General features: G+C 61.3%; 13 protein-coding genes and 1 pseudogene. 7 read left to right on the top strand and 7 right to left on the bottom strand.

Going from position 1 to position 20,951, the window contains the following annotated elements; all coding sequences use genetic code 11:
* Window positions 1–36: 36 nt before the first annotated feature.
* Window positions 37–882, bottom strand: a complete 846-nt coding sequence (locus tag FRC98_RS19470) for a hypothetical protein (protein WP_146983162.1) — start codon at window positions 880–882, stop codon at window positions 37–39.
* A 318-nt stretch (window positions 883–1,200) separates the two neighbouring features.
* On the opposite strand from FRC98_RS19470, the gene FRC98_RS21820 reads away from it, so the two are divergent.
* From FRC98_RS21820 to FRC98_RS19450, 5 genes are all read left to right on the top strand, one after another.
* Window positions 1,201–1,338 carry a hypothetical protein gene (locus FRC98_RS21820; RefSeq protein WP_230467823.1) on the top strand — a complete coding sequence of 46 codons (138 nt, stop codon included), beginning with the start codon at window positions 1,201–1,203 and terminating at the stop codon, window positions 1,336–1,338.
* A 489-nt stretch (window positions 1,339–1,827) separates the two neighbouring features.
* Window positions 1,828–2,772 carry a dimethylarginine dimethylaminohydrolase family protein gene (locus FRC98_RS19465; protein ID WP_146983161.1) on the top strand — a complete coding sequence of 315 codons (945 nt, stop codon included), beginning with the start codon at window positions 1,828–1,830 and terminating at the stop codon, window positions 2,770–2,772.
* Window positions 2,773–3,152: 380 nt separating this feature from the next.
* Window positions 3,153–7,631 carry a glutamate synthase large subunit gene (gene gltB, locus FRC98_RS19460; RefSeq protein WP_146983159.1) on the top strand — a complete coding sequence of 1,493 codons (4,479 nt, stop codon included), beginning with the start codon at window positions 3,153–3,155 and terminating at the stop codon, window positions 7,629–7,631.
* Window positions 7,632–7,888: 257 nt separating this feature from the next.
* On the top strand, window positions 7,889–9,019 hold the full coding sequence (locus FRC98_RS19455; RefSeq protein WP_230467822.1) for an AAA family ATPase: 1,131 nt from the start codon (window positions 7,889–7,891) through the stop codon (window positions 9,017–9,019).
* Entirely contained in the window at window positions 9,016–9,690 is a 675-nt protein-coding gene (locus FRC98_RS19450) for a DUF4276 family protein (protein WP_146983157.1), read from the top strand. Before FRC98_RS19455 ends, FRC98_RS19450 begins: the two co-directional genes overlap by 4 nt.
* A 551-nt stretch (window positions 9,691–10,241) precedes the next feature.
* Here the strand turns inward: FRC98_RS19450 and FRC98_RS19445 are convergent.
* The 6 genes from FRC98_RS19445 to FRC98_RS19420 form a co-directional block, all read right to left on the bottom strand.
* Window positions 10,242–11,042, bottom strand: a complete 801-nt coding sequence (locus FRC98_RS19445) for a hypothetical protein (RefSeq protein WP_230467821.1) — start codon at window positions 11,040–11,042, stop codon at window positions 10,242–10,244.
* Between the two features lie 652 nt (window positions 11,043–11,694).
* A complete protein-coding gene (locus FRC98_RS19440; protein ID WP_146983154.1) occupies window positions 11,695–12,483 on the bottom strand; it encodes a DUF5131 family protein in 789 nt (262 codons plus the stop codon).
* Window positions 12,476–13,639 (bottom strand): three-Cys-motif partner protein TcmP, encoded by a 1,164-nt coding sequence (gene tcmP / locus FRC98_RS19435; protein ID WP_146983152.1) that lies wholly within the window; start codon window positions 13,637–13,639, stop codon window positions 12,476–12,478. Before tcmP ends, FRC98_RS19440 begins: the two co-directional genes overlap by 8 nt.
* Window positions 13,640–13,700: 61 nt before the next feature.
* Window positions 13,701–17,183: a class I SAM-dependent DNA methyltransferase gene (locus FRC98_RS19430; RefSeq protein WP_146983151.1), complete on the bottom strand. Its 3,483-nt coding sequence runs from the start codon at window positions 17,181–17,183 to the stop codon at window positions 13,701–13,703.
* A gap of 560 nt (window positions 17,184–17,743) precedes the next feature.
* Window positions 17,744–18,301, bottom strand: coding sequence for a hypothetical protein (locus FRC98_RS19425; RefSeq protein WP_146983149.1), 558 nt, complete (start codon window positions 18,299–18,301; stop codon window positions 17,744–17,746).
* Between the two features lie 229 nt (window positions 18,302–18,530).
* On the bottom strand, window positions 18,531–19,820 hold the full coding sequence (locus FRC98_RS19420) for a hypothetical protein (protein WP_146983147.1): 1,290 nt from the start codon (window positions 19,818–19,820) through the stop codon (window positions 18,531–18,533).
* 362 nt (window positions 19,821–20,182) lie between these two features.
* Here FRC98_RS19420 and FRC98_RS19415 point away from each other — a divergent pair, with 362 nt between their 5' ends.
* The gene (locus FRC98_RS19415; protein WP_146983146.1) at window positions 20,183–20,575 is read left to right on the top strand and encodes a four helix bundle protein; all 393 of its coding nucleotides are present in this window, start codon (window positions 20,183–20,185) and stop codon (window positions 20,573–20,575) included.
* Between the two features lie 197 nt (window positions 20,576–20,772).
* Window positions 20,773–20,951 (top strand): annotated as a pseudogene (locus FRC98_RS22300) (IS701 family transposase); the annotation flags it as partial.

Genomic DNA, 20,951 nt, shown 5'->3' with positions numbered 1-20,951 from the left:
TAGGATTGCCCCCACTCCCCCGGCCCGCGCCGAGCTTCAGCCCCGCACCCAGGCCCGGGCCCAGCGCACCAACTTGTACACGTTGTACGCCGCCAGAAGCCCCATCAGGAGCGCCATCACCGCGTACCACCAGTGGTCGACCGGACGGCGCCCGTCCTGCACAAAGTAGGCGTTGACGCAGAGCGGCTCACTCTCAAAGACCTGCTCAACCTCGGCCTCCGTCGCCCGCTCCGTCCACCCCTCCTCGGCCCGCTCCTCCTCACTCGCCTCGCGGTAGCGCGCCGTCCAGTTACGCCGAATCGTCTCTCGCCGCTCCTCGGCCAGCCGCTCCAACCCCGCCGCGTCATAATCCTCACAGAACGCCATCCCGTAGCGCTCCCCGTAAAAGCGCTTCAGCCCCCCCAGCCGCTCCCCGCTCGACGCAAACGAAAGCAGCCGCCCCTGCCCCTCATAATAGGTGCGATCATTGTCCCCGGGCTCATCCGAGCTCAGCGCCATCTCCCGCTCCAGCGCGTTCATCCCCGCCAGACGCCCCTCCCGCTGCACGTAGACCTCGCCACCCACCAGCTTAAAAAACTCCCAGTCCCCCCCCTCGCTTCGCCTCGACGGCACCCCCTCCAGGCTCACAAAGGTGTTATGCGCCACCGGCGGCTCCCACCCCGACTCATCGCGCATCTTCGCCGGCCAGCCCGTCACATCCCCGAGCGCCACCGGCTCGCTATCCTCAAAAAAGTACGCGATCTCACTGCGCCAGTCGCTGATCACCGACCCCAGCACCGCGATCACAAGCAGCATCAAAATCGGCTGCAACACCGAGCTCCGCTCGCGCCGCTGCGCCAGCGCCATCAGCTCGTCGTCCACCTGCCCCTGCTCTTCTCTCATCGCGCCCATCCTAGCCCTGCTCAGAGTTCCATGGTCTCAGCCAAAACACGCCGGACTTATACGGTGTTCCGAGGGGGGTCACAACCGTGGGGGGTTGGGAGGTTCGCGAGGTTGGGAGGTTCGGACCGGCGCCGGGGTTCGCGTTTTGTGGTGGGGTGGTTGGGTGGTTGGGTGGTTGTGGGACGCCGGGGTTTGCGGCGTTGGGCGATTCGTGCGTGCGGTGGGGGGGGGCGCTTTTGTGGTTAGGTGGTTGGGTGGTTGGGTGGTTGTGAGACGCCGGGGTTTATGGCGTGGGTCGATTCGTGCGTGCGGTGGGAGATGCATGAGTTTGAGATCGAGCCTGAGATCGAGCCCGAGCCCGAGATCGAGATCGAGCCCGAGATCGAGATCGAGAACGAGCACGAACGCAAGCCCCCCAACCCGAACGCCTCCAGGGCGACGCCTGGCAAGGAGTGAGGGATGAAGCTGTAGCAGCGCTACTGCGAATCCCTCACGACACCGCCAGCGTCGTCCTGGGGCGCTCGGCCCCCCAACCCGAGCGCATCCAGGGCGAAGCCTGGCAAGGAGCCAGGAGGAGCGTGTAGCAGCGCTACTGCGAATCCCTCACGACACCGCCAGCGTCGTCCTGGGGCGCTCGGCGCTCGGCAGCTTGATATCGAAGCCCCGTTCGCTACCTTTAAGCCGCTTAAACCGCACGCCCCACAAACCCACAAACCCGCACACCCCCCAACGCCCTCACGAACCTCTCCCCCCCCGCAAACCCCAACGCCCCACAACCACACAACCACCCAACCACCTAACCACAACCCGCACACCCCCCACCGCCCTCACGAACCTCCCCCACCCCCGCAAACCCCAACGCCCCACAACCACACAACCACACAACCACCTAACCACAACCGCAAACCCCAACGCCCCAACACACCTCCCAACACCGCGAACCCCATGCCCCACACCACCTGCCGCCCCATCTTCCTGATGAGCCCCCCCACCCGCGCCTGGCACCTTAAAGGCCGCGCCAACTTCCGCTCCGCCTCCGCCACCGAGGTCGACGCCTCGCAGGCCCGCGCCGAGTGGAGCGCCCTGGCCGACGCCATCGTCGAGGCCGGCGGCGAGGTCGTGGTGATGCCGCCACAAGACGACGCACTCACCGGGCTGATTTACACCGCCGAGAGCGGCGAACTCTTTCGCGACGAGCAGGGCGACCTGCGCTTTTTGTTGCCGACGATGGCATCACCCCACCGCCGCCTCGAGGCTGAGCTCATCGAGCGTTTTATCCGCGATTCATTTGGCCTGCAGACCCACCGCGTCCAGCACACCTGGGAGGCCCAGGGCGACGCCATCCGCGCCGCCCACGGCGACCAGATCGTGCACACCTTTGGCGAGGGCCCCTACCAGCGCACCTCCCAGGCGGCCTACGCCGAGGTCGCCCCCCGGTTGAGCCCCCAGCACATCCAGCTGGGCTTTAAGGCCGACCCCTGGTTCCACGGCAACACCTTTTTGCAGTTCTTCCGCCGCCGCACCGACACCATCGGACTTGTCTGCCCCGACGCTCTGCTCGATGGCGAGCTCGAACGCCTCCAGGCCTTCCTCGGCCCAGACATCGAGCTTGTCTTCATCTCCCCCGAAGAGAGCCGCGGCTACGACACCAACGCCCTCCAGGTCTGCGACACCGTCATCGCCCCCACCTCCTTCTCGAAGACCGCGCGTCGGGCCACCGACGCCCTCGACCTTCAGGTCAAGACGCTTCCCCTCGACGAGCTTTTTGCCAAGGGCGGCGGCGCCCCGGTCTGCCTCACCAACCGCCTCTGGGGCCTGGACATCGCCGAGGTCCCCGACGAGGTGCGCTGGTCGCTTCAGCCTTCGATCGAGGCGTATACGACGTTGTAGGCCTCGGAGGTTCGCGATGGCCGGCGCTTCGGGTGGGGCGTGGGGGTTCGCGGGTTGTGGTTAGGTGGTTAAGGGGTTGGGTGGTTGTGGGGCGCTCGGGTTCGCGATGCTGGTCGATTCGTGTGGGCGGTGGGGGGGTTATGCGAACCAAAAGATCCGAGCGCACTCAGGGCGGCGTCTGGCAAGGAGCAAGGAGGAAGCTGTGGCAGCGCCACCGCGACGACGCAGCGACACAGCCAGCGTCGTCCTGATGCGCTCGGCACTTGTCGCACCGCGTCATCGCGTCGACTATTTGGCATCTGGCCCGCACACAAGGCTTCAAAGCCCGAGTTGTGCCCGCGCCGCTCCGCCCAGGTCGTCTCGTCGTTTGAGGAAGTTCCGTGACCCCACACACCGCCCCCGATCCCCGCTTCCCCCTCTACCACCCCGGCTACGAGCACGACGGCTGCGGCGTGGGCTTTATCGCCGACACCCACGGGGTAACTCGCAACGACATACTCCGACTGGCCACCGACGCCCTGGCCAACCTCACCCACCGCGGCGCGGTGGATGCCGACACCCGCACCGGCGACGGCGCCGGCGTGCTCTTTGCGCTCCCCACCACCTTCTTCGCCAACTTAAGCGACGAGCTCCGGCTGCCCCGCAAAGGCGGCCCCATCGGCGTCGGCGTGTTTTTTCTGCCCCGCCACGCCCCCGATGAGCAGCACCAGATCCGCCAGCTCGTCGCCGACATCCTCCACGAGCGCGGCTTTTCACAACACGCCTGGCGCCCCGTCCCCACTCGCCCCGCCGTCCTCGGCCTGAAAGCGGCGGCGACCATGCCGCGCATCGAGCAGCTCGTGCTGCCCTTCGACGCCGACGTATCGCCCCTTGCTGCTGATCAAAAACTCTACGCCCTGCGCCGCACCATCGAGTCGCGTCTGCACCGCGGGCGCCTCACCGCCTACATCGCGTCGATGTCCGCCCGCACCATCGTCTACAAAGGCCTGATGATGGGCGACGCCCTGGCCGACTTTTACCCCGATCTGCGCCTCGATCTGCCCACCGCGTTCGCCCTCTTTCACCAGCGTTTTTCCACCAACACCTTCCCCTCCTGGTCGCTGGCCCAGCCCTTCCGCATGCTTGCGCATAATGGCGAGATCAACACGATTTTGGGCAACGCCAACGGCACGCGGCTGCGCCAGGCCGACCTCCACTCCGAGCTCTGGGCCGACGTCATCGACGATCTCAAACCGGTGCTGCAGCCCGGCTTTAGCGACTCCGCCCACCTCGACAACGTCGCCGAACTTCTCACCGTGTCGGGCCGCTCCCCTCTGCACACCCTCACCATGCTCGTCCCCGAAGCCTGGGAGCACGACGCGACCATGGACCCCGCGGTGCGCGCCTACTTCGACTACTACGCCTGCCTCAACGAGCCCTGGGACGGCCCCGCCGCCATCACCTACGCCGACGGCCGCTTCGTCGGCGCCCACCTCGACCGCAACGGCCTGCGCCCCCTGCGCCTTCTGCGCACCCACGACGATCTCCTCTACGCCTGCAGCGAGGTCGGCGTCCTCAACATCCCCGAAGATCGCATCGCCCAGAGATCGCGACTGGGCCCCGGCCATATGATCGCCGTCGACCTCGAAAAAGGCCGCGTGCTCACCGGCGACACCATCAAACCCGAGCTCGCCAGGCGCCACCCCTACCAGAAGTGGCTCGACGAGAACCTCATTCGCGTCCCCCACCGGCCCGTGGCCGACGCTATCGCCCCCGACTTAAGCGACGACCGACGCCTGCGCCTGCAGACCTGCTTCGCCTACAGCCGCGAAGAATTGAAATTTACGCTCGAGCCCATGGCGACCGAGGGCAAAGAAGCCATCACCTCGATGGGCGACGACACCCCCATCGCCGCGCTCTCCCTGCAGCAACGCCCGCTGGCGCACTTTTTCAAGCAGCGCTTTGCCCAGGTCACAAACCCGCCCATCGACCCTATCCGCGAGCGCCACAACATGTCGCTCAGCGTGCACCTGGGCCGCCGCCGAAACTGGCTCACCGAGACCCCCGAACACGCTCGCCAGGTCGCCCTCGACGCCCCGGTGCTCACCGCCGCCGGGATGCAGGCGCTCCACGACGCGCTGCCCCCCGAACGCATCGCCACCCTCGACGCCACCTTCCCCACAACGGATGGCCCCGCAGGCCTCAAAACTGCGCTGGATCGCCTCTCCGCCGACGCCCTGAACGCCCTCAACGCCGGCGCCGAGATCCTCATCGTCTCCGACCGCCAGGTCTCCCCCGAGCGCGCGCCCATCCCCATGCTGCTGGCGGTCGGCGCGCTCGGCACCGATCTGCTCAAAACGGATCTTCGCCTGCGCGCCTCGCTCATCGTCGAGAGCGCCGAGCCCCGCGACTCCCACTTCATCGCCACCCTGCTCGGCTTTGGCGCCAGCGCCGTCTTTCCCTACCTGGCCCTCGACACGCTTCTGGCCGACCTCGACCTTGAGACCTCCCCGGCCCAGCGCATCGAAAATTTTCTAAAGTCTCAGCACCAGGGCCTTTTGAAAATCATGAGCAAGATGGGCATCAGCGTGCTCGGCAGCTACCGCGGCGCCCAGATCTTTGAGGCCATTGGCCTGGGCCCCGACGTCATCGAGCGCGCCTTCCCCAACACCCCCTCCCCCGTCGGCGGCCTCACGCTCGAAGACCTCGCCAGTGATGCGCTGACCCGCCACGCCCGCGCCTTCGAGCCCGACGATCCCACCACCCTTGTCGACCTCGGCCTCCTGCGCTTTCGCCGCAGCGGCGAAACGCACGCCTGGAGTCCGCAGCTCCTCGGCGCCATGAACCGCCTTCGCAAAAACAAACCCGGCGCCTACCCGAAATTCTCCGCCGCCTCCGCCGACCTTGCCCCTCTGCAACTCCGAGATCTGCTGCAACCCTCCGCCCTGCGCCCGGCCATCCCTATCGATGAGGTCGAACCCACCGACGCCATCTGCCGCCGCTTCACCACCGCCGCCATGTCGCTGGGCTCGCTCTCGCCAGAGGCCCACCGCGCCCTGGCCATCGCCATGAACCGCCTGGGCGCCCGCAGCAACACCGGCGAAGGCGGCGAAGACCCCGAGCGCTACACCCTCGACGAGCACGGCGACGACGCCAACGCCCGCATCAAACAGATCGCCTCGGGCCGCTTCGGCGTCACCCCCCTCTACCTGGTCAAAGCCCGCGAGCTCGAGATCAAAATGGCCCAGGGCGCAAAACCCGGCGAAGGCGGCCAGCTCCCCGGCCATAAAGTCACCGACTACATCGCGTATCTGCGCCACGCCACCCCCGGCGTCACCCTCATCTCCCCGCCGCCGCACCACGACATCTACTCCATCGAAGACCTGGCGCAGCTCATCTACGACCTCAAGGCCATCAACCCCGAGGCCGAGGTCTGCGTCAAACTCGTCGCCACCTCCGGCGTGGGCACCATCGCCGCCGGCGTCGCCAAGGCCCGCGCCGACACCATCCTCATCAGCGGCCACGACGGCGGCACCGGCGCCTCCCCCATCACCTCCGTCAAAAATGCCGGCATCCCCTGGGAGATAGGTCTGGCCGAAACCCAGCAGACCCTGCGCCTGAACGGCCTGCGCGAGCGCGTCAAACTCCGCGTCGACGGCGGCCTCAAAACCGGTCGCGACATCATCATCGCCGCCATGCTCGGCGCCGAGGAGTTCAACTTCGGCACCGCCGCGCTCGTCGCGCTGGGCTGCCGCTACGTGCGCCAATGCCACCTGGACACCTGCCCGGTCGGCATCGCCACCCAGCGCGAAGATCTCCGCGAAAAATTCGAGGGCGACCCCGACATGATCGTCACCTACTTCCAGAACGTCGCCCACGAGGTCCGCGACCTCTTAAGCCAGCTCGGCGCCGCCAGCCTCGACGCCATCATCGGCCGCAGCGACCTCCTCAAACTTCTCCCCCACCCCGAGCACCCCCGCGCCCACCGCCTCGATCTTTCCCCCCTGATGGTCGCCCCCGCCCCCCGCCACGGCGCCACCTTCCACACCTGGCCCGGCCCCACCCGGCTCCCATCGCCCCTCAACGAGCGCATCGCCCGCGACTGCTCAGAAGCGCTGGCCACCGGCCAATCCCTGCGCCTCGACTACCCCATCGCCAACACCGACCGCACCACCGGCGCCCGCCTAAGCGGCCTCATCGCCCTCCAGGATCACCAAACGCCCCTCCCCGAAGCCACCTTCGACCTGCACTTCCAGGGCACCGCCGGCCAGTCCTTCGGCGCCTTCCTCAACCACGGCGTCGCCCTCACCCTTCGCGGCGCCGCCAACGACTACGTGGCCAAAGGCATGGGCGGCGGCCGCATCGTCATCACCCCCGACGCCGACCTCACCCCCCTCGACGAAAAAACATCCCACCACACCCTGGCCGGCAACACGCTCCTCTACGGCGCCACCGCCGGAGAACTCTTCATCGCCGGCCGCACCGGCGAACGTTTCGCCGTCCGCAACAGCGGGGCGCTGAGCGTCACCCACGGCGCCGGCGACTACGCCTGCGAATACATGACCGGCGGCATCTGCGTCTTCCTCGGCCCCGTCGGCCACCACTTCGCCGCCGGCATGACCGGCGGTTTAGCCTTCGTCCACGACCCCGACGACCGCCTCCCCACCCGCACGCAGGCCTCCGACGTCGAATTGTCGCGACCCGCCGAAGACGACCACGACACCACCGAACTCCACCGCCTGATCACGCGCCACTTTGAGCTCACAAAAAGCCCGATCGCGGAGGCGATCCTCGACAATTGGCCCGAGAAGGTTGGGGAGTTTTATAAGGTGACGCCGCGGGCCATTCTGGCGTTGAAAAAGGCGGAGGGGGTGGCGTGAGGGGGCTTGCGGACGTTGGGGGGCGCGCGGATTGTGGTTGTGTGGTTGTGGGGTTAGGTGGTTGTGGAACATCAAAATTCACGAAGTTGGTCGATTCGTGTGGACGGCTGGAGTAGCACAAGGCAGCGCAGCTCCAGGATGCCTGGTATTGACGAAGCCCGGGCGCTCACGGAAGCTGCCAGTGAATCCATTTCGAGGCCGTCACCACCATCGACCCTCCCCCCTCTACCGCTCGCCCTCGTTAAACAGGTGATCTCGTGAGCTTCGCAAGCCCCATAAAACAACTCAGGATTGCGGGTTTCAAGTCCATCCAACTCATGGACGATTTGAAACTCCGATCTATTAATATCCTCATCGGCGCGAACGGCGCCGGAAAAAGCAATCTTGTGAGCTTCTTTCACATGCTTACCGAAATGATGGAAGGGCGCCTTCAATCCTGGACGCGTAAGCAAGGCTCTGCGGACCGCATTGTTACCTTCGGCGTGAAAGAAACGGCGCACATTTTCGCCTCTGTCAGGTTCGGCAGAAACGGCTATGACTTCACGCTGGCACCGACGGTCGATGGTGGGTTTGTCATTCAGGAAGAGAAGACATTTTTCGATGGTAATCTGGGCCCAATTAAAAAATCACTTGGCTCAGGACACAACGAAGTGTGGCTCCCAAAACACTATAAAAAACTCTCCGAGCAGCAGAACATTGTAACTCACTGCTACGAATCCATCTCCAACTGGAAAGTCTTCCACTTCCACGACACCAGCGACACCGCCGGCGTCAAGCGTCTGGGCTCGCTGCACGACAACGAATACCTACGTCCGGACGCCTCCAACCTCGCGGCATTCCTCTACCGGCTCAAACACGAACATGAGGCGACCTACGAGCAGATCCGCAAGACGGTGAGCCTGGCGATCCCCTTCTTCGACGATTTCGTGCTCAAGCCCCAGGCCCTCCCCACCGAGGAGGAGCAGATTCGGCTGCTCTGGCGCCAGAAAGACAGCGACTACCCCTTCTGGCCCAGCCAGCTCTCGGATGGCTCCATTCGTTTCATCTGCCTGGCCACCGCGCTGCTGCAGCCCGAGCCGCCCTCGACAATTATTATCGATGAGCCGGAGCTCGGGCTTCATCCCTATGCCATCACGCTTCTGGGCTCGTTGATTCGCTCGGCCTCCAAGCGCATGCAGCTCATTGTGTCAACGCAGTCGGTGCCCCTCGTCAACGAGTTCTCCATCGAAGACCTGATCATCGTGGAGCGCGAAAACGGCGCCTCTGTCTTTCGCCGCCACGACGAGAAGGACTTTGAACTCTGGCTGGAGGAGTACACGGTCGGCGAGTTGTGGGAGAAGAATGTGTTGGGGGGTAGGCCGGGGCCGGATGGGGGGGCAGGGCAATGACGCGCGTCTGTGTCATCTGTGAGGGCCAGACCGAAGAGACCTTCGTCAACGATGTCCTCGTCCGTCCTTTTGCGCATCAAGGCGTGTACCTCTCCGCCGCCCTGATCGGAAAACCCGGCCATAAAGGCGGTCGCGTCAACCTGCAGCGCCTCACGCGCGACCTTCGCGCCATCCTGAGCGACCCCGCCATCTACTGCACCACCTTCTTCGACTTCTACGGCCTCCCCGCCGACTTCCCTGGCAAGCAAGACGCGAGCGCCCTCCCCACGCCAGCGGCCCGCGCGGCGCACCTCCTCGACGCGCTGACCCAAGCCTTAAGCACGCACCTCGATGCCCAGGCTCTTCGTCGCTTCATCCCCTACGTGCAAATGCATGAATTCGAGGGGCTCCTCTTCAGCGCCCCCGACGCGCTGGCTCGTGGCATCGACCAACCCCAACTCGCCGGCGCCTTCCACGCGATCCGCGACGCCTTCGCCACCCCCGAAGATATCAACGACTCCCCCCAGACGGCCCCCTCCAAACGCCTCGCGGCCCTCTATCCCCCCTACGACAAAGTTTTCCACGGCTCCATCGCCGCCCTGGACATCGGACTCGCGACGATCCGCGCCGAGTGCCCGCTCTTCGATGGTTGGCTCAGCACGCTCGAAGCGCTGGGCCCCTCCGAAGCGTGAGTGGCGAGTTTTGCCAACAGATCGGCGACTCAGACCCCTTACCTCTCGTTTTACCCGGGTAAATCGACAACTCAGACCCCTTACCTCTCGATCTACTCAGGTAAATCGACAACTCAGACCCCTTACCTCTCGATCTACTCAGGTAAATCGACAACTCAGACCCCTTACCTCTCGTTTTACTCAGGTAAATCGACAACTCAGACCCCTTACCTCTCGTTTTACTCAGGTAAATCGACAACCCAGACCCCTTACCTCCCGTTTTACCCGGGTAAATCGACAACTCAGACCCCTTACCTCCCGTTTTACCCGGGTAAATCGACAACTCAGACCCCTTACCTCCCATTTTACTCAGGTAGGTCTCCAGCTCAGCGATTCTCCCCGCACGCCCCCCAACGCACTCACGAATCGACCCACCCCGCGCACCTCCCAGGCCCCACAACCACCCAACCACCCAACCACCTGACCACACCAACCGCCCCCCCAACGCGCTCAAAAAAAGAGCCCCCCGAACTCGCCGGAGGGCTCCAAATCACGCTCACATCATCAACGCCTTACTCACCCGAAGGCTCCACCACCGGCGTCGGCTGCACCGGCGGCGCATCGTTCAGCACCACCTCGCCAGCCTGGGGCGCCTCGGTATCGGTGCTATCCGAGCCACTCGGCCGCCCCGGACCTTTGTAAATCGCGGTGACCGGCAACATCAGCTGCCGCAGGCTCTCATTTTCATTGAGCGAGAGCGCCCCCTCCACAAACTGCCGCGCGGCGACATAGGCGCGGCGAGCCTCGTCGCGGGCCGCGAAGAGCTTCTGCATGGCGAGCACCGCGTCGGAGTTCTCGGCGTTGGCGGCCTTCCGGGCCTGCACGAACCCGTCATAGGCGGCCTGCGCATCGACCACCACGGCGTGCTCTGCGCCCAGGGCGTCGTTGGCGTAGGTCAGCGCGCCCTCCATCAGCGCCCGGGAGCGGTCCATCCCCAGCGCCCGAAAGCCCGAGGGCGGAAGGGGCATCCCCCGCTCCAGCCGCTCCTTCAAACGCGCCGCATTCGCCCTCACGTCGGCCACCGCCCCGTAGTAGTTCGACTGCGCCGTGGCGTAGAGACGCTCGTACGCCCCATCCATCGCCACATCGGCCTCGGCCACCGCCTCGGCCGCCCGCGCCGCCTCCTCGCCCTCCGCCAGCGCCTCACCCACCGCCGCGCTGTAGGGCACCAGCGCCTCCTCCAGCAGATCCGCCGCCAACACCAGCGCCTGCTGCCCGCGCGCATGCGCGGTCTTGGGCGCCATCGCCCGGATCTGATCCGCAGCCCGCTCCATCCACGCCTTCAACGTCACATCAAAATGAGTCTCAGACATCGCATAACTCCTTCTTCAGAAGCTCCGCCCATCCCCCGAGCGCGCCACGCAAGCCTCGCTGCACCATTGCAGACGTCCGCCAGTCGCGCGCCGGATTACCAGCAGCGGTGTCTCCCCCCGGGGGAGACGGTGTGTTTACGAATGCCTCGGTTTTGCCACGAAGGGGGTGGGGGGGCAAGGGGTGGGGAGCGCGTGACGCGCGCGGCGCCGGGGTTTGATGCCCGCGCGCTGTTCCCCCATGTCGTAGGGGCGGGTCTTGTGCCCGCCCCGTACTCCGAGGGGAGTTCACCGACGTGGAGGGTTATTCGGGAGGGAGGATCACCCGGGTGACCTGAATGTCGATCGCGCCTTTGCCCGTGCTCGGATCCTCGCCAAAACTCACTGGCGAGTCGACGGACTGGCAGGACCAGTCAAAGGTGGTGGTGTCGCCGGCGTGGGTGGTGAGTTCGGCGCTGACGTATCAGGAGTCGGGGGTGATCAGACAGCAACTGATTTCTATGACATCAGGCGCAAATTCCTCGCCAATCATATAATTGTATGCATGCATCATTCGCCTATAACCCACAAACTTCTCAAAACGAAACCCTAGGAACGTAATACTTCCGTTTAGTCAAATGGCCACCCGTATAGACATTTCAAACAAAACAAACATTTACAGCTCAGGGAATTGACTCCAAACCTTTCCATCTAACATACGACCACCGGATTTCGAAGTATTCCCTCCCCATTGTTTAAAAAAGAACGCCACCTTTTGTTCAATACACTGATCCCGAATTCGCCTGACCCAGGTTACCTTCTCATCAACGGGCACCCAGGCGCCATCAATTCGTTCAACTAATCCACGTCGCCTTCGAGTGCGTTCCCTCCAAAGATGACTACCCGACTCACCGCCTACAATCACCCAATGGATATCTTTTAGATTTAATTTACTCAAGGGCCCAATTAATGGCTCACAACTCAAAAAGCGTATTTGTGCCGGGGTCTCACGCAAAAATTGAATTCGATTTTGAACAGTAGCATCCTCGACTGATGTGCCCAACCATATATGATTAGATGGTGTATAGATTCCTTCATCGACCATTTTCGAGAGAATCATAGCCATCCGCTCAGGCCTTTTTGTCAGAATTTGATATTGATGTTGTGGTGTATCCATCATTACTCGAAAAATTCTTCGCAAGAAATCGAGCGGAGCATCTTCATGAAAAAGGTCGCTCATTGAGTCAACAAATACGCGTCGCGGCTTTCGCCACTTCCGCGGCTCATCTACTTTGTCCGCGTGAATAGTAAAGTCAAAACCATTCTCATACCTAACACTTCCCATAGCTTTAAGTCGCAACGCCATATTCTCTGCGTAGCAAAATTTACATCCTGACGAAACTTTAGAACATCCGGTAGATGGATTCCATGTTTGATCAGTCCATTCTATTCCTGTATTAGCCATGCGTGGTCACCGGTATGATTTCAAACTTAACATGATCAGCAAAAGTGCCTTTTTTTCTTCCCTTCAAACAACTCTTCACTCTCAACACCCCTTCATCTTCCAACTCCTTTAGTATTTTTGTGTAATGTTTATTGACAAATGTATGTGCCGTCCCGGTTTCAGCTTCGTACTTTTGAATAATTTCCCTTCGTGAAACACATTCCCCCATAAACATTTCCACAATCCCTCTCTTTAATTTATTAAGGGGATTAAACTCTATCAAACGTGGTTGCATCTCCATCATTTCGTTAAATAATGGAGGTTGATCAAGATCAGCAGAACTCAGCGTTGACATGATATTCTTCATTATTTCATATCCTTTAAAATGAGCACTCGCAAAAAACAAATGATGGCTAGCGCGGGTTGAGCTATTCTTCATAGGAAATTCATAAAATAACACCCATGCTCCACCCGCATCTTGCAGCACACCAACCATTTCGTTCAGAATTAATCGCTTTCGTTCAAGCGCTGAGTTTTTTCCTAATCTTAATAATTCTGCTCTTAACTTATTTGCACGCTCGGCCGATCCAAAAATATTATTAACATGATCTACAACTACCGGATTATTCAAACCAGGATTAATACGATTATAGTTAAAAAACAAAATCAGATCCGTACCCCACTTTGATAAAATCGCTTCAAACAGTGAAGCTGTAAGTCCTTCATAACCCCATGGGTCTAAAAAAAACAACGATGGGCATTGCACTTTTTCTTTAACCCTTATAGCAAAACTGTTGCTTACCGAAAAGTTGCCCACCCTGGGCTCAAAACGTAAATTATTCACTCCATCCAACTGGGACACATGAGACTTAAGCCTTTCTGAAATTTCTTTATTTTCATCATTTAAAAAAACAAGAAGTCTTTTAGACAGGTCTGGAGATTGTATTGCACTTCTTACAATTCGAATTGCTGTAGAAGGAGTACCATCACTATAAACACCAGCCCCAGCAAATGGATCAAAATATGCAATTAAATTTTTATGTTTATTTTGCTTTTCCGAAAATCGATTTTGTGTATTCATTATAACTTTAGACCATGTGTCAAAATACCGGCACACAATATCGGCTTTAATTTTTGAAAGCACGGTCGGTTCATCGAAGAAACTTTTGTCAGCCATATACCCTCCTTTTATATGCGTCTTCACATAACAAATTAACACGTTTTAAATCTAATACTTTTTAGAACCACCGCCCCCCATCCACCTCCACCACCACCCCGGCCGCCGCCAACGCCTCCAACGACGCCTCGATCGAGGCGTTGCGGGACTTCACACGGCCGCCCTTGGTGAAGTGCTCCTGGAGCGCCTCGGTGGTCAGGCCCGGCTTCTCTTTGACCAGGGATTTAATGGCCTCGTGCCTGGCGAGCTCATCCTTGGGCCAGGTGCGCTCGTGGAGCACCACCACGCTCTCGGCCTCGTCCTCCTCCTCATCCACCACCGTGTCCATCGCGTTCTGCACGGCGGCGCCCGTGCCCTCCGGATTCTGGTACTCGGGCCGCAACCAGCGAATCAGGCCGCGCGCCTCCTCTTCGGCCCGCTCACGGTTGAGATCGACCAGGCGCTGCAAAATCTCTTCGTCTTCCAGATCGTGCGGCCAGCCATACGCGTCGGCCACGGCGCGGTCGAGCTCGTCGTGCAAAGGCAAAAGGTGCGAACTCACCAACCCCTGCTCATTGATCGTGCGCTCTTTCTCACTCAACGATTCGCCGGCGCGCAGCTTCTCCAACACGTTGTACATGTCGGTGATGGTCAGCTTGGCGTGTTTCTCCTGCTGTTGCTTACGCAGCGCATCCAACCGCTCGCCAAGGTCACGGATGGTAGCTTTTTGTTCGTCGGTGGCGTCGGGGAAGGGGAAGGGGTCGAAGCATCGCGTTTTCGTATAACGCGGATCATTGCCGACGCCCAATCGACCGCCGGATGCCAATGCCCATAGAACATGGAGTGAGCTTGAGAATACTCCTAAATAAAACGCATCTTCTAAAGCAAAGTTTACAACCGTGTTTTCCGTTAATATATCGGCACTCAAAAACTGAAACACCCTGTGTTTAGATGTTTCGGGCGTCACGATATATCGTCGAATATCCTGCAATGCTGGACGCAATGTCGCGCATGGTTCGCCAAAGATCCACCAATTTTCTCGTCGAGACTTGCGACGATTTTGATCTCGTTCAGGTTTTACCCTTTCAAACAACCACTGGTACGCAGCGGGAAAACGACTTTTAACCTCATCAACCGAGAGTCCATAAAAGTCGATTCCTAACACTCCCCTTGGATTATGAATTAGATCCCTACCGTTTCGTAATGGTCGGATGTGTTTTTTCAATTCATCATCATTCTTTTCGCCTAGCGTTTCAGCGTCGTGCATATCAATTTTAAATCCTGCCCCAAACAGCCCCACCCCCCGAGTTGAGAGATTTTCTCCAGCCTTGAGAGGCATAACGGCGGTAATATCAACACCAATCTTCAAATTAGGATGAATCACTCCTCTCACAAGTTCTAGCACTACCTCGTGTTCACCGCCCGAATGTTCCTCAGACAATGATGAAACCACATGACCTAGAGTCCCATCATGCTCACCTAGCGAAACAACAGTCATTGCAATTCGAACAGCCGCGCCATCTTGTGAATCAACCCATGGATGGTCGGGTATCGCAAATACAATGGACGCTGGATGGCTCTTATCAGAAAGGACAGCGCTCGTAACACGTTGCGCAAACGTTTGGCGTATACTATTCGTTGTGATCAATCCAAACCTGCGCAAGATTGAACCAACAAGCATGTCTGACGCTCTTGCCCACCAGTACATGACGTAATCGCAGCTTTCGGGCACATTTGGGTATAGTTTTCGCAATGTTTCCACGTAACCATGAGTTAAAGCGTCGCGCATGCGATAATTGCCAATAAACGGCGGATTCCCCACCACATAATCTGCCTCCGGCCACTCCGCCTTCCTCGGATTCACATAGTCGTAGACCACCTTCCGCGCCTTCTCGTCCGGTACCTGCTCGCCGGTCACCGGGTGCACCTTCATCGTCTCGCCATCCCATACCGTCACAGGCTCGCCGTGTTCATCCAGGCGCGGGACTTTTTCGTCGTAGGCGAGCACGGCGTCGCGGAGCTCGATGTTGTGGTGGTCGCGCAGGATGGGTTCGGAGGGCAGGGAGTTGGGGTGGCGGCGGCGCCACCACTGCAGGTAGCCGATCCAGATCACGAGCTCGGCGATCTCCTTGGCCCAGGGTTTGATCTCGATGCCGAAAAACTGCGCAGGGGTAACCGAGAAATCCGCCAGCCCCAGGGTCTGCTGGGTATGGCCGAGCTCAGCGAGTCGGGCGTCGATCTCGGCCTCGATGCGTTTGAGCAGGTCGAAGGTGACGTAGAGGAAGTTTCCGGAGCCACACGCCGGATCGAGAATCCGGATGGTGCCCAGCTCCTTTTTAAACTCCAGCACCAGCTCGATGGCTTTCTTGACGTCTTTTTCGGCCGGCACCTCATCACCCTCGGTGGCGGTGAGGCGTTTGATCTCGGCCTCGATCAGCTGCCACTTCTCGCGCAGGGGCTCCTCAATGGTGGGGCGTACCAGGCGCTCGATGTAGGCGCGCGGCGTGTAGTGCGCGCCCAACGCGTGACGCTCTTTCGGGTTAAGGGCGCGCTCCAGAAGGGTGCCAAAGATGGAGGGCTCCACGTTGGTCCAGTCCGCCCGCGCGGCCTCGTAGAGCTTTTCGATCTGGGCTTTACTCAGGGGCAGCGCCTCGGCGTCGCGAAAAAGCGCGCCATTAAAGTGATGGATGGTGCCCACAAAGGGGATGGTGCCGCCAGTGTCCATCGTGCGCCACAGCGCTTCGAGCTCGTCTTTGAAACGCGAAGGGTCAGGGAGCCAGCGCTCGCGCAGGTATTTTTCAAAAAGGCGGTTCTCCAACAGGTTGATATCCTCGGCGAACATCGTGAAGAGACAGCGCATCAAAAAGCGGGCGATCTTTTCGGGATCATGCCCGCTCTCCTCCAGGTTTTTCGCCAGAACCGCCAGCCGCTCCGCCACATCCCGCGTCACATGCGCCGCTACCAGATCGGGGTTTCGCTTCGAGGGATCGTCCAGCAGGTCACGCAGCAGCGAGTACACCTCGGGGTCGGCGAGCTCTTCGAGGGTGAAGGAGCCGCGGGCACCGTATCCTCCAAAGGTGCCGCTGAACGCCGTCCAGATATCGAAGCGGTACCCCACATCCACCACCATCAGGATCGGCGGCACCCCATCGGTAGCATACGCGGCATAGCGGCGCGCCTGGTGGAACGCGGCCTCCATACGGTCCTGATAGTTTTTGGTGCCCCGGCGGCCGTGGCCCGGCGCAGCATGGTGCGTAAAGGAGCCCTGCTTGGCCTCAATCACCCACCGCCCCGCCCTGTACACATCCATCCGCTTCGGATGCGACTCGCCGGGAATCGTCACCGGCGCCTCAAACACCACATGCCGCTCCGAGGCCGCCCCCTCCAGGATGTCGAAGTCGAGCTTCATAAGCCCGAAAAGCTCACCGAAGAAGGTCTGGGAGTAGCGGGACTCCGCGCCGCCGGCGTCTTTCCATCGCTCGATAAAGGCGAGCACCGCGTCGCGGTCGAAGGTGGGATCGGGATCGTGAACGAGGTTCAAGAGGTGCTGAAGATTGTACGGCATGGTGCTCCCCGGGTACGGCGCGTGGGTGACAGTTACGTACGTTTACCATAGCGCCCCCGCCCTTTCGATTCGCTTTTCGCCGGAAGCACGATCAAAAGCCCTTATCCCACCGTGCCCGGATCAGCCCTCGGAAAGCCGAGCTCGTGATTTACTCAGGTAAAACGACGACTCAGACCTCTTACCTCACGATTTACTCAGGTAGATCGGCAACTCGGCCCGCTTACCTCGCGTTTTACCCAGGCAAATCGACGATTCAGACCCCTTACCTCACGTTTTACTCAGGTAAATCGACGACTCAGATCCCTTACCTCACGTTTTACTCAGGTAAATCGACGACTCAGACCCCTTACCTCACGTTTTACGCAGGTAAATCGACGACTCAGACCACCTATCCTCGGTTTTACGCGGGTAAATCGACGACTCAGCCTTCTCCCCTGCGCCCCCCCAAACGCCCTCACGAATCGACCATCGTTGCGCCCCCCGACGTCCCACAACCACCTGACCACCCAACCACCTGACCACAAAGCGACCCCCCCGGCGGCCTCACGAATCGACGGATGTCAGTTCGCCTCAACCGGCAAATGCAACCTCAAGCCCACATGATGCGCCGGCATCCAGGCCGGCCGGTCGTGTTGCAGCACGGCCTGGTAGAAATACCCGATCTCAAAGTGTTCGCCGGCATAGTACGCGCCGAGGGTGGCGCCGGGCACCACCCCGAGGTGCTCCACCCCGACGCCCAGGCCCAGCTCCAGGGTCAGCCCCCCGAAGGGGCCCATGCCCGAGAGGCGGCCGCGTCCGTAAAGCGTGCCCCCCTCGATCCCCTCCCAGTTTGAGGGCACCACGAGGGTAACATCGACGCCGACGCCAGCCCGAACCATGGTGTTCATGCCGGCGAAGGGAAAACGCGACTCGCAGGCATACATATACCCCGCGCCCAGCCCGATCCGGTCATTGAGGCCGTACTCCAGGCGCAAGCCGGGGACATGCACCCGCGTGTTGACCGTGGTCTCGCGCAACGCCGAGGGCGCCAGAAACTGCTCCTGGGCGCTCGCCAGGGTCGTCGTCATCATCACCGCCCCCATCACCACCAGCGCCGCCACGCCCGAACTGCTCGCCATGCCATACTCCTCAATCACAAACACCACGGGCACCCACAAGGGGGGCCCTTACAGTTGCGCACACGCAGCCGCGCTCCCCCGAACGTGCTCACGAATCGACCCACACCGCAAACCCCGGCGTCCCACAACCACCCAACCACACAACCACGTAACCACAAAGCGTCCCCCCCCCCAACGCCCTCACGAACCGCACGCCCCCCAACCCGAGCGCCCCCCCACCCATGCGTATTTAAAAGAAGAGCGTGAAACTCGTACTCTCCCGAATCTCCACCCCCTGACTCCCCGCCACGTTCCCAAACGTGCCTTCGACCATGTAGATCCGCCCCTCCTCCACGTTGAACACCGTCGTCGCGTCCACCTCGGACTTCATGGTCGGCGAGGCCGCGCCGACCATGGCCATGTCCTGGTCAAACTCGTCGTCGAAGAAGTCGTCGTCGTCGCCAAAATCATCGCCGAAGCCGTCGTCGTCGCTCTCCTCGTAGGCGCGGGCGGTGGCGATGGTGTTGTCGGTCATCTGCTGGCTGTCCACGTCGAGCTCGATGCGCAGGGTGCCACACGAGCTCATCTCGCACTGCTGCTTCGGACCGGCGGTGGCTTTGACGGTGCCGGCGGGGAACTCCGTCTCAAACACATCGCCGGCGGCGACCGCGCCCTGGGGGAGCTCCAGGAGGCTGAGCACCTGCACGGGCAGCACGTCGAGGTGCTGCACCGGGCGCTCCTGCTCCTCGGTGCGGGTGCGCCGGGTGGGCGCCACCTGGCGGGTGCCCCCCTGCAGGCTCACGCGGCCGGTCTTCGGGTCGATGCTCGCCGACGCGCTCACCTCCACGCCATTGGCGCTGGCGGACGAGTTCATCGAAATGCCGTCGTCGCCCACCTCGTAGCGCAGCACGGCGGTCGGGCCCTCTTCGGTGATCTCGACGACCACGCGCTCAAAGAACTCCAGGCGCCCGCTGCGATCCATATACGCCCGCAAGGTGCGCACCTCGGCGGGCAGGTCGTCGAGGCTCGTCGCCCCGCCCCACTGGCCGCGCATCTCCATCGCGTCCACATGGAACGCCAGCTCGTAGCGCCCATCCGGCGCCATCCCCACCACCTCCATCCGAATCGCGGTGCTCATCTCAACGCGATCTTTGAAGAGCGACGAGTCGCCCCCGCCCATCATCTGGCCCATCATGGCGCCCATCTGTCCGCCCACCTTCATCTCAATATCGCTCGTGGCGTTGTACTGAAGCTCCAGCTCCTCGCCGGCCTCAAGCTCCCACTCCCAGCGCTCGGCCTGCCCGCGGGCCTGGGCGGGTGCGGGCTCCGAGCGCTCCTCGACCGCCGCGACCTCTTCGGCCTTATCGCTCTCTTCGACGGCGTCGACCTCTTCGGCGGCCGTCGCGGCCTGCTGCGCCTCGCCAGTCGCTTCGGCCTGCGCCGGGCGCTCCTGGGGCGCTTCGGTGACGTAGACATAGGTGGGGGTGCAGCCGCTCACTCCAAAAATTGCGGCGAGGATCAGGGTCTTCTTCCAGCTCATACAAACCTCTCCAAATCAGTCTCAATCGTGGTGATTCGACAGTGTTTTTAAATGACGCGTCGCTTGAGCGTGGCCCTATATACGCGGAGGAGGGCGAGGGATTCAAAACGTGTCGGAACGTCGGGGTTTGCGGCGCGGGGCGATTCGTGTGGGCGGTGGGAGGTGCGCTTTGTGGTTAGGTGGTTGGGTGGTTGTGGGGCGCCGGCGGTTCACGGAGTGGGGCGATTCGTGTGGGCGGTGGGGGGTGCGCTTTTTAAGCGCGTTGTCAGGGTTGGGGTTGTGGGGCGCCGGCGGTTCATGAATGGTATTTTGTTCATACATCCACTCAGATCGGGCGCGTTTCAATGGCGGAGGGCTTGAATATGAAATGGTTTCGCGAGGATCGGCAGCGACCACACCACCGTCTGGATGCCTGGCGCTATGGGCGAGATTTTGCGCTGGTAATTTACCAGGTGACGCGCCACTTCCCGAAGGAGGAGCGCTACACGCTGACGGCACAGCTAAGACGCGCGGCCGTCTCAATCCCCAGCAACATTGCCGAGGGCGCGGCACGACGAACGAGCAAGGATTTCTTGCGCTTCCTCTACAACGCCCGCGGCTCCCTGGAAGAGGTGGATACCCAACTCGAAATCGCCAGCGAACTCGACCTCCTCTCGGCCCGCGACATCGAACTGCTCCAAAAGACCTTCGACCCGCTAAGCCGCACCCTCACCGGCCTCATCCGCGCCATCCAACGCAAAACCGACGCCCACTGAACCGCACGCCCCCCAACGCCCTCACAAATCGACCCACACCGCACGCCCCGGCACCTCACCACCCCAACCGCCCCCCCCAACGCCCTCACGAATCGACCCACACCATGAACCCGAGCGCCCCACAACCACCTAATACTGCTTGATTGATTCTTCCGATTTTGATTGCGGCCCTGGTCGAAGCCTGATCTAACGCGCTTATGGACATTTCAAACTTCACATCCTCGTGCGCAGATCTCGAATCCTTCTGCGATTTCGTCTTCAGCGACTGTTCGGGCAAGCCGCTCAGGGCCAACCTCGGGGCGTGCGTTGAGGCGCGGCTGTCGACGGCCAAACGAAAGACCCATCAGCCGGCGGGGATTCAACTGGCCGCGACGCC

Source organism: Lujinxingia vulgaris (assembly GCF_007997015.1).
Lineage (GTDB): Bacteria > Myxococcota_A > Bradymonadia > Bradymonadales > Bradymonadaceae > Lujinxingia > Lujinxingia vulgaris.
The sequence above is the reverse complement of the archived record's forward strand: the minus strand, read 5'-3'. Positions and strand labels throughout refer to the sequence as shown.